This is a genomic window from Frigoribacterium sp. CFBP 13605 (assembly GCF_014839405.1).
GTDB lineage: Bacteria > Actinomycetota > Actinomycetes > Actinomycetales > Microbacteriaceae > Frigoribacterium.
Map to the genome: position 1 here is coordinate 20,773 of NZ_JACYNS010000028.1, position 7,126 is coordinate 27,898.

Annotated in this window: 9 protein-coding genes; 2 read left to right on the forward strand and 7 right to left on the reverse strand. The window is 68.8% G+C overall.

The genetic code is table 11. The annotated features are described in order from the left end of the window. Window positions 1–43: 43 nt before the first annotated feature. The gene (locus tag IFT36_RS08115; protein ID WP_123570951.1) at window positions 44–589 is read left to right on the forward strand and encodes a uracil-DNA glycosylase family protein; all 546 of its coding nucleotides are present in this window, start codon (window positions 44–46) and stop codon (window positions 587–589) included. Here IFT36_RS08115 and IFT36_RS08120 read toward each other — a convergent pair whose 3' ends face one another. After that, window positions 590–1,636 carry a LysR family transcriptional regulator gene (locus tag IFT36_RS08120; protein ID WP_200412853.1) on the reverse strand — a complete coding sequence of 349 codons (1,047 nt, stop codon included), beginning with the start codon at window positions 1,634–1,636 and terminating at the stop codon, window positions 590–592. A gap of 12 nt (window positions 1,637–1,648) precedes the next feature. On the opposite strand from IFT36_RS08120, the gene IFT36_RS08125 reads away from it, so the two are divergent. After that, window positions 1,649–2,716 carry a TDT family transporter gene (locus tag IFT36_RS08125; protein ID WP_307785062.1) on the forward strand — a complete coding sequence of 356 codons (1,068 nt, stop codon included), beginning with the start codon at window positions 1,649–1,651 and terminating at the stop codon, window positions 2,714–2,716. A 33-nt stretch (window positions 2,717–2,749) separates the two neighbouring features. Here the strand turns inward: IFT36_RS08125 and IFT36_RS08130 are convergent, their stop codons facing one another. The 6 genes from IFT36_RS08130 to IFT36_RS08155 all read right to left on the reverse strand — a co-directional run bounded on the left by IFT36_RS08130 (window position 2,750) and on the right by IFT36_RS08155 (window position 6,819). Further along, complete coding sequence (locus IFT36_RS08130) at window positions 2,750–3,193, reverse strand: nucleoside/nucleotide kinase family protein (protein WP_056228989.1); 444 nt, start codon at window positions 3,191–3,193, stop codon at window positions 2,750–2,752. Window positions 3,194–3,350: 157 nt separating this feature from the next. Further along, on the reverse strand, window positions 3,351–3,728 hold the full coding sequence (locus IFT36_RS08135) for a fluoride efflux transporter FluC (RefSeq protein WP_307785063.1): 378 nt from the start codon (window positions 3,726–3,728) through the stop codon (window positions 3,351–3,353). Next, window positions 3,725–4,261: a fluoride efflux transporter FluC gene (locus IFT36_RS08140; protein WP_082460666.1), complete on the reverse strand. Its 537-nt coding sequence runs from the start codon at window positions 4,259–4,261 to the stop codon at window positions 3,725–3,727. The genes IFT36_RS08135 and IFT36_RS08140 overlap by 4 nt, the downstream gene beginning before the upstream one ends. Beyond that, entirely contained in the window at window positions 4,258–5,610 is a 1,353-nt protein-coding gene (gene eno, locus IFT36_RS08145) for a phosphopyruvate hydratase (protein ID WP_082460667.1), read from the reverse strand. Before eno ends, IFT36_RS08140 begins: the two co-directional genes overlap by 4 nt. Before the next feature lies 1 nt (window position 5,611). Beyond that, the gene (locus tag IFT36_RS08150; RefSeq protein WP_200412854.1) at window positions 5,612–6,352 is read right to left on the reverse strand and encodes a 2,3-bisphosphoglycerate-dependent phosphoglycerate mutase; all 741 of its coding nucleotides are present in this window, start codon (window positions 6,350–6,352) and stop codon (window positions 5,612–5,614) included. Then, window positions 6,349–6,819, reverse strand: a complete 471-nt coding sequence (locus IFT36_RS08155; RefSeq protein WP_056049983.1) for a universal stress protein — start codon at window positions 6,817–6,819, stop codon at window positions 6,349–6,351. Before IFT36_RS08155 ends, IFT36_RS08150 begins: the two co-directional genes overlap by 4 nt. Window positions 6,820–7,126 lie beyond the last annotated feature (307 nt).

Here is a 7,126-nt window from a genome sequence, read left to right on the forward strand (position 1 = left end):
TGAACGTGGGCGGAAACGGTGCTCACGGTCGTACCGTCGAGGGATGCAGCAGCCCAGCGGCCTCGATCGGCTCGTATCGGAATGGCGGAGCTCCGGACCAGGAGGTGCGCGCTTCGTGCCGGGCTTCGACCCATCAGGTGGAGGAGCAGCGGCGAAAGTTCTCGTGCTGATGGAATCACCCGGTCCTGCCACGATCAGGCAGGGCGAGGACGCGATCAGCAGTGAGGACAACCCGGGGCCGACGGCGTCAGCGTTCAGGCGAGCACGGATCGAGTCGGGTCTGGGCAGGAGCGTCTACCTGCGATGGAACATCGTCCCGTGGGCCCTTGGTCGGGCGCCGACCGTCACCGATCTCGAAGACGCACGCCCTGCCCTCGCTCAGCTGCTCGGTTCTCTGCCGCAGCTGCGAGCGATCGTGACCTTCGGCACTCCAGCCCTGACGGGCGTGATGAGGTACTTCACCCTGGAACCGCGTGCGAGGGTCCTTCCCGTGCTCGCGGCACCCCATCTGTCGCCGGCGAACGCCACCCGTGCCGGCGAGAAGCACCTGCGGGCCGTCACGGCCCTACGGCACGCATCGCTTCTCTGATCATCTCGCCGAGGAGTGGGGGCTGTGCTGCAACGTGGCTATCACGGCGAGGAGATCCCGTGCCCCGGCGCTCGGACTTGCCGACCACACGGCGCGAAACGGTCGCCTCAGGTCGACGGCTGCCGGGACGGTGACGAGGCGCCCGGCGCGGAGGTCGTCCTCGACCAGCAACGAGCTGATGACTCCCGGGCCCACACCGCCGGCGATGGCCGCCCGGATGGCGCCCGTCGACGACAACTGCGCAGCGGGTTCTGCCATCAGGGCAGGGTCGATCCCCAGGGCGAGCTCGAGGGTCCGGCGGGTGCCCGAGCCCGACTCCCGAGACACGAGCGGTGTGGATGCGAGATGCGCTGCCGTCACGGGCTCGGACTTCGATGCCCATGCGTGCCCGGGCGAGACGACGACGAGCAGTTCGTCGACACCCAGGACGGTGCTGGCGAGCCCGTCGGCCTCATCGGGGGTCTCGGTGAACCCGAGGTGCGCGCGCCCCGAACGGACCTCGTCGACGACCCAGTCGCTGTTGCCCGATTCCAGGCGCACCCGGACACGATCCGCTGCCGCTGTCATCCAGCGGGGCATCAGCGCCTCTGACACCGTCTGACTCGCCGCGACGAGGAGAGCGTCGGAGGCGCCGGTCATCAGGGTGTGCAGCGATCGTTCGAAGGTGGTCGCCGCCTCGAGCAGGGGTCGGCCCCACTCGCACACCAGGAGTCCGTGCTCGGTGAGCGCCGAGCCGGCCCGAGAGCGGACGAGCAACGTGCGACCCAGCCGCCGCTCGGTGCTCGTGATGCGAGACGATGCCGCCTGCTGGCTGATGCCCACCGATGTCGCGGCACGGCCAAGACTGCCCGATCTCGAGATCGCCTCCAGCAGTCGGAGCGTCTCGAGGTCAACAGGGAGTCCGGTCACAAGAGTCGATTGTGACACCACAAGCATCCGCCCGTATCGGCAGCCGGACGCACGTACGAAGATCGAGGCATGCCTGCCACGATCACACCGGATGTCGCCCCACCCCGCACACGCGGTCTGTTCCGCCAGCTCGAGCACCGCGGGCAGATCGTGTCGAACCTGACCCCGAACTGGTTCGCGTCGATCATGGGGACGGGCATCGTCGCCAACGCCGCGGCGACCCTGCCGTTGCAGTTCCCGGGGCTGCGCCCCGCCGCGACCATCGTCTGGGCACTGGCCAGCGTGTTGTTGGTCGCTCTCAGCACGGCGACCGTCCTGCACTGGGTGCGTTACCGGGCCACCGCGCGGGGGCATCGACTCAATCCGGTGATGGCGCACTTCTACGGGGCACCGCCCATGGCGCTGCTGACCGTCGGCGCGGGCACCCTGCTCTTGGGGAAAGACGTCCTCGGTACGCCCCTGGCGGTCGGCATCGACTGGGTGTTGTGGACCATCGGTACGGTGCTCGGCCTCGTCAGCGCGATCGCGGTCCCGTACCTGACGTTCACCCGGCACGACACGGCCCCCGACAGTGCGTTCGGCGGCTGGCTCATGCCCGTGGTTCCTCCGATGGTGTCTGCCTCGACCGGTGCGCTGCTGCTGCCCTTCCTGCCCGCGGGGCAGGCAAGGCAGAACATGCTCTGGGGGTGCTACGCGATGTTCGGCTTGTCGTTGCTGGCGTCGATCGTGATCATCACGCTGATCTGGTCACGCCTGGCCCAGCACAAGATCGGCCCGGCCGGCATGGTCCCGACCCTCTGGATCGTCCTCGGCCCCCTGGGGCAGTCGATCACCGCGGCCAACCTTCTCGGTGGCAACGCCCACCTCGCCGTCGACCAGGAAACCTCGCACGCCCTGTTCGTCTTCGGGCTCGTCTACGGTGTGCCCACCCTGGGATTCGCCCTGATGTGGGCGGCACTGGCATCGGCCATCACCCTCCACACCATCCGCCAGGGGCTCCCGTTCTCACTCACCTGGTGGTCGTTCACCTTCCCCGTCGGCACCTGCGTGACAGGCCTGAACGGTCTGGCCCTGCACACGGGACTCGTCACGCTGCAGGTACTGGCGGTCGTGTTCTACATCGGGCTCGTCGGGGCCTGGATCACGGTCGCCGCGCGCACCTTCCACGGCAGCGTCATCCGCGGAACGCTCCTCGCGCCTCCCCGTCCCCTGCCCTGACCACGGACGACGAGGGTGCGTGGGGGGAGCGACTCAGATCGAACAGGCGTCGTTCCAGTCACGGCGATAGGCCTCGGGGTCACTGACGTCGACGATGGCCGAGGCGGCGCCCTTGGGCTCGTCACGCGACCGGTAGCTCTCGAACGCCACCGCACTGCGGTCGTTGCTCGCCGGATCACGCACCCCGGAGGCCTCGACCCACAGAGTCCAGTTCCACCGCGTCCGGACGCCAGGCTGCAACGCGCCTTCGCCGACGACCAACAGCACGTCCGTGCCGGCGGGTGAAGACTCGAAGTCTGCGCCCGTGAATGATCGGACCGACGACGTGAGGCCTCTCGCGCTGATCTCCCGAGCCAACTGACTGCCCATGTCCGAGAGTTGCTCGCCAGCATCGCCATCCACAGCCACGATGCCTCCACCGGACGGAAGCCGACCCAGCATCTCGGAAACCAAGTCATGGATGACGGTGTTGCTCATGATGCTTTCTCCTGCGCACTTGTATGTCGAAACGGAAAGGGGAGTCGGCGGCCGCCGACTGGTGCGGCTGCACGAAGCGGCCGCGAACCTGATGCAACCACGAGCATGCCCCGACGGCAGCCCCCACGAGCATTCGCGACTCGTCAGCAGAAGGGTGTCATGACGTGCCAATGGTGAGGCCGACGAGCCCGGCAGCGACGGCGAGCAGCAGCATGCCCGCGCCGTTGGCGATTCCCGCGACCCATTTCTTCTCGGCTACGAGGCGCACGGTCTCGACGCTTGCGGTGCTGAACGTGGTGTAGCCGCCCATGAGCCCGCCGCCCGCGACGAGCAGCCACTCTCGGGGCATCCCCGCGTGGTCGGCGAGACCGGTGAGCAAGCCGAGCACGAACGACCCGCTGACGTTGATGACCAGGGTCGCCAGCGGGATGGGGGCCGACCACGTGCTGCGGACGACGCCGTCGACGACGAGGCGCAGGGCCGCACCCACGCCACCGGCGACCGCGATCGCGACGAAGAGCCACGGGGCGATCACGACGCCGCCTCAGAACGGCGATGGAGGGCGGCACCGCCGGTGATGCCGGCCCAGGAACCCACGGCGCCGAGCACGACCGATCCCACACCGTAGGCGATCGCGATCGGCAGCGCGTCACCGAGCAGGGTCGCGGTGTCGACCGCGAGGGCGCTGTAGGTGGTGAACCCGCCGAGAACGCCTGTTCCGACGAGGAGGCGCAGGTCGCGTCGGCGACCCGCGTCCGGCCCTCGTCGCACCAGCGACTCAAGGAGCAGCCCGAGCGCGAACGCACCGACGACATTGATCAGCAGGATCGTGACGGGGATGCTGCCCGGGGCCGCGGGGAAGCTCAACGCCAGGGCTTCGCGCAATCCCGTGCCGATCGTGCCGCCGAGGGTGACGAATCCGATGAACCGCCACCGCAGGTGCACGGGCCTTTCGGTGCCCGTGGAGTCGTCGACATCGAGGTCCGGGTTCTGGCCCAGCCCGTCGAACTCGTCGCCTCTCCTCGAGGGCAGCGGCGGAAACGGTGAGTCGGGTGAGGGGGTGGTCATGCATCGTCCTTCGTGCTGAGGCCGTAGGGGAGTCCGGGCTGATCGGCTTCGATGTCGGTGAGGCGGTTGTACTTGCAGACCCGCTCCCCGCGTGCGGGGGCACCGGATTTGATCTGGCCGACCCCGGTGCCGACGACGAGGTCGGCGATGAACGTGTCGGTGGTCTCCCCGGAGCGGTGCGACACCATGCAGGCCATGCCGTGCGACCGAGCGGTGGCGATCGCGTCGAGGGTCTGGCTGACGGAGCCGATCTGGTTCGGCTTGATGAGGACGGCGTCCGACCAGCCCTTCTCGGCACCTTCGGCGATCCTTTCGGGGTCGGTCACGTAGAGGTCGTCGCCGACGAGCTGCACGCGGCCGCCGAACCTCGACGCCATCAGCGCCCACCCGTCGTGGTCGTCCTCGTGGAACGCGTCCTCGATGCTCCTGATCGGGTACGCGTCGAGCAGTGCACCGTACCGGTCCGCGAGGGCCGCACGGTCGAGGTCCTGCCCGGCGACCCGGTACCGGCCGTCTCCGTCGCCGAACCCGTTCGCGGCAGGGTCGAGGGCGATCGCGACGTCGTCGAGCGCCGCCCGGTGGCCGGCGTCGGTGATCGCCTGGACGATGAGGTCGAGGGCGTCCTCGGGGCTGCTGATCGCCGGGGCGAAGCCGCCCTCGTCGCCGAGGCCCGCGGTGTTGTAGCGGGTCTGTACGAGCGCTTTCAGGGCATGGTAGACCTCTGCGCCGGTCTGCACCGCTTCCTCCTCACTGGTCGCCCCGACGGGAGCGATCATGAACTCCTGGAAATCGAGGTCGTTGGCTGCATGGGCGCCTCCGTTCAGGACGTTGAAGTGCGGGACGGGGAGCGATTCGTTCGCCCCCGACAGCAGGGCGATCCACCGGTGCAGGGACAGGCCGGCTTCGCGGGCCAGCGCTCGGGACGCCGCGATCGACGTGGCGACGACGGCGTTGGCGCCGAGCCGCGACCAGTTCGGGGTGCCGTCGAGGTCGGCGAGGGCACGGTCGATCTCGCTGATCCCGGCCCACGGGCGTGAGGTCAGGAGGTCGCTGATCTCGGTGGTGACCATCTCTGCCGCTTTCCGGACGCCCTTGCCACCGAACGCTGCACCTCCGTCTCGGAGTTCCACGGCCTCGTGGGCACCGGTCGAGGCTCCCGCAGGGGCGGCGCCCGAGACGAGGGTGCCGTCGGCGAGTTCGAGGTCGACCTGGACGGTGGGGAATCCGCGTGAGTCCAAGATCGACCGCCCGAGGGCGGACACGATCTGGACGGGGTGTGCACCGCCGTGGGTGACGTAGGTGCCGACGTCATGGGTGTGGATGGTGCGGTTGCTGATGTAGTCGTTCATGTCAGGTTCCTCCTTCGTGGGTGATGACCGCGGCGGCGAGGGCCGCTGCGGCCGGGTCGAGATACGTGCCGCCCCGCGTCAGCGGATGCCCGTCGGAGGCGAGGTCGTAGATCAGGGGGTGGCCGGTCGGGATGTTGAGCGCGGCGACCTCGAGTGGGGTGAGCGCGTCGAGCAACAGGCAGAGTGCGCGGAGGCTGTTGCCGTGGCCCACCACGAGCACGGTGCCGCCGGGGGCACCGGCCTTGACCGCCTCGGCGACGGGGCGGACCCGGACGATGACGTCGAGCAGGCTCTCGGCCCGGGTGCGGTTCGAGGGATCCACCTGACGAAGGGCGTCCTGAGCCCACAGCTTCGCGAACTGCGCGTCGGAGGACGGCGGGGGCGGGATGTCCAGTGAGCGCCGCCACAGGGTGAAGTCCTCCTCGCCGGCTGAGCGGCGAACATCCGCCTTCGTCCGTCCGGTCAGGTCGCCGTAGTCGCGTTCCCGGAGTCGCACGTCGACGGTGGCGGGCACGGTCCACTGGTTCTCGGACACCATGATGCAGGCAGTCTCGGTCACACGGGCCAGCGGTGAGCACAGGATCGATGCCGGGCGGAAACCCGTCTCGTCGAGCAGGTGTGCAGCACGGCGGGCTTCTTCACGGCCTCCGGTCGTGAGGGGTGAGTCGGTGATGCCTGTGAACAGCCCGTCGGCATTGGCCTGGCTCTGGCCGTGTCGCACGAGGGCGATCCGGGTCGTCACGGCCGGGCCTTCGAGACCGGCACCACGAGCACCGGCACGGGTTGATGGTGCATGAGGAACGATGCCGTGGACCCGTGCAGTGCAGCCTTCAGGCCCGCGGCGAGACCGTTCGAGGATCCGACGACGATCATCACGGCGTGCGTGTCGGCGGCGACGCGGGCCAACGCCTTAGCGGGGTCACCGGCGAGGACACGGACGTCGACCGTGATCTGCGCGTCGGTGCGGAGCCGGGCTGCCGTCGCCTCGAGGGCAGATCTGTCGGCGGCGACGTCGTCGTACTCGTCTGGGTCGAGGGGAACGGTCGCCCCTCGGCCGCTGGCGTCGTCGGGGTCAGCGGGGACGCGGGAGTCGTCGACCTGCACGACGACGAGTTGTGCCGACAGCCGGGCCGCGAACCGGGCGGCGTTCGAGAGAACGGTGTCGGCCGTCCGGGTATGAGCTCCGACGACGATGGTGTCGGTGGTCATCTGGTCTCCTATCTCGGTTCCTGGGCACGCCAGTGGATGAGATAGGGACTGTTGTCGACCTGAGTCGAGGTTGGTGACGGCGAGCCCCACCGCCGTGGCGTCTCCGCCAGGCTCAGTCAAGCACTGATCCGACCAAGCTGCACCTGCTGATACAACATTCTTTTCGACCAAGAAAAGGGTGTGGTGGCCTGTCCTGATAGGGGATCGTTCACCGGGAGCTGAGCAGACGTAGGGTCTTGCTCTCTACTTGGAGTTTCGGTCAAGCGCCCTCGCCGTCTCTATCGGGAATCGGCATACTGAGGTCGTG

Bases quoted from the DNA above. Each gene is read 5' to 3' on its own strand.
- IFT36_RS08115 (WP_123570951.1), top strand. From the start codon at position 44: ATGCAGCAGCCCAGCGGCCTCGATCGGCTCGTATCGGAATGGCGGAGC.
- IFT36_RS08130 (WP_056228989.1), bottom strand. From the start codon at position 3,193: ATGAGCAACACCGTCATCCATGACTTGGTTTCCGAGATGCTGGGTCGG.
- IFT36_RS08140 (WP_082460666.1), bottom strand. From the start codon at position 4,261: ATGACCACCCCCTCACCCGACTCACCGTTTCCGCCGCTGCCCTCGAGG.
- eno (WP_082460667.1), bottom strand. From the start codon at position 5,610: ATGAACGACTACATCAGCAACCGCACCATCCACACCCATGACGTCGGC.
- IFT36_RS08155 (WP_056049983.1), bottom strand. From the start codon at position 6,819: ATGACCACCGACACCATCGTCGTCGGAGCTCATACCCGGACGGCCGAC.